This is a genomic window from Streptomyces sp. WELS2 (assembly GCF_013870595.1).
Classification (GTDB): Bacteria; Actinomycetota; Actinomycetes; order Streptomycetales; family Streptomycetaceae; genus Streptomyces.
Genome location: NZ_JACBWZ010001282.1, coordinates 1 through 1,242 on the forward strand (window position 1 = coordinate 1; position 1,242 = coordinate 1,242).

Genomic DNA, 1,242 nt, shown 5'->3' on the forward strand with positions numbered 1-1,242 from the left:
AGGATCGCGACCATGGTGTCCTCGCGGGCGCCCCGTCCGATGCGGTCCCCGTGCCAGGCCACGCTGTCCCGGCCGTCCCGGTAGAAGCACAGCCCGGCGGTCGTGAACGGCTCGCCCAGCTCCTCGGCGTAGTGCCGGCAGAGCGCGGCGCGGGCCTCCTCCAGCACCGGGTGGGGCAGCGGGTCCCCCTCGCCGTAGTGGGCGAGCAGCCGGGGTACGGCGACCACGTTGTCGTACATCTTGCGGCGCTCCGCCCGCCACGGGACCTCGGCCGCGAGCCGTTCGAACAGCGCGTCGGCCCCGCTCAGCCAGCCCGGCAGGACGTCGACCCAGGCCCCCGCCCCCAGCTCGGTCCGGCACAGCCCGTCCAGCGGGCCGAGCCACAGCTCGTCGGTCTGGTCGAACAGGGAGCCCTGGAGGTGCGTGGCCATGGCGCCAGCCTACTCCGTGAATCGAAACTCTGTTCCATTTTGATCACCGGAGGCGTTCGCCCCCTTTCGATACACGGATGTATTCGATACATTCACGCATCGAACGAGAGGACGGTCGGATGGAACCGGTGGGACCGGCGGAACGCCCGCCCGCGCGCGTCACCCGGCGCCGGGCCCACACCCGGGCCCGGCTGCTCGACGCCGCGTTCGCCGTGTTCGCGGCGAAGGGGTTCGGGCGGGTCACCATCGAGGAGGTCTGCGAGGCGGCCGGATTCAGCCGGGGCGCCTTCTACTCGAACTTCGCCACCCTGGACGAGCTGTTCTTCGCCCTCTACCAAGAGCGCGCGGACCTGATCGCCGGCCAGGTCGCCGACGCGCTCGCCCAGGACGGGCCGGACCTGGACGTGCCCGCCTCCGTGGACCGGGTCACCGAGGTGCTGCTGCTCGACGTGGACTGGCCGCCCTCGTCCACACACACCACACCCGGGTCGGCCGCCTTGCCGGCCAGCAGCGGCGCCAGCAGCCGCACCACCGCGCCCGTCGCCAGGAAGCACACCAGCTGCTCGCACTCGGCGAACGCGGCCCGCACCGCCTCCTTGACGGGACCCTCGTACACCCGCGTGCGGTCCGGCCACGCCGCGGCCAGCCGGTCCCGCGCCGCCGCCCCCGCCGCGGTGGCGGAAATCAGGCCGATCACTGGTCAACTCCTTCACTAGACACCGGGGTTCTCACGCCCCACAGCAAAAACACCGGGTTGGCGGCCGCCAGCCGGGTCACGTCCCCCGGCAGCGGCGCGAGCCGCGACGACTGC

1 protein-coding gene and 2 pseudogenes are annotated in these 1,242 nt (G+C 72.6%); 1 reads left to right on the forward strand and 2 read right to left on the reverse strand.

Annotated elements, in window-relative coordinates; all coding sequences use genetic code 11:
• On the reverse strand, positions 1-431 hold a 431-nt coding region (locus H5J33_RS35735; protein ID WP_181798788.1), incomplete at its 3' end, for an alpha-ketoglutarate-dependent dioxygenase AlkB.
• A 119-nt stretch (positions 432-550) separates the two neighbouring features.
• Here H5J33_RS35735 and H5J33_RS35740 point away from each other — a divergent pair.
• A pseudogene (locus tag H5J33_RS35740) lies at positions 551-896 on the forward strand (TetR/AcrR family transcriptional regulator); the annotation flags it as partial.
• A 46-nt stretch (positions 897-942) separates the two neighbouring features.
• Here the strand turns inward: H5J33_RS35740 and H5J33_RS38545 are convergent.
• Positions 943-1,128, reverse strand: a pseudogene (locus tag H5J33_RS38545) (precorrin-3B C(17)-methyltransferase); the annotation flags it as partial.
• Between the last annotated feature and the right edge of the window lie 114 nt (positions 1,129-1,242).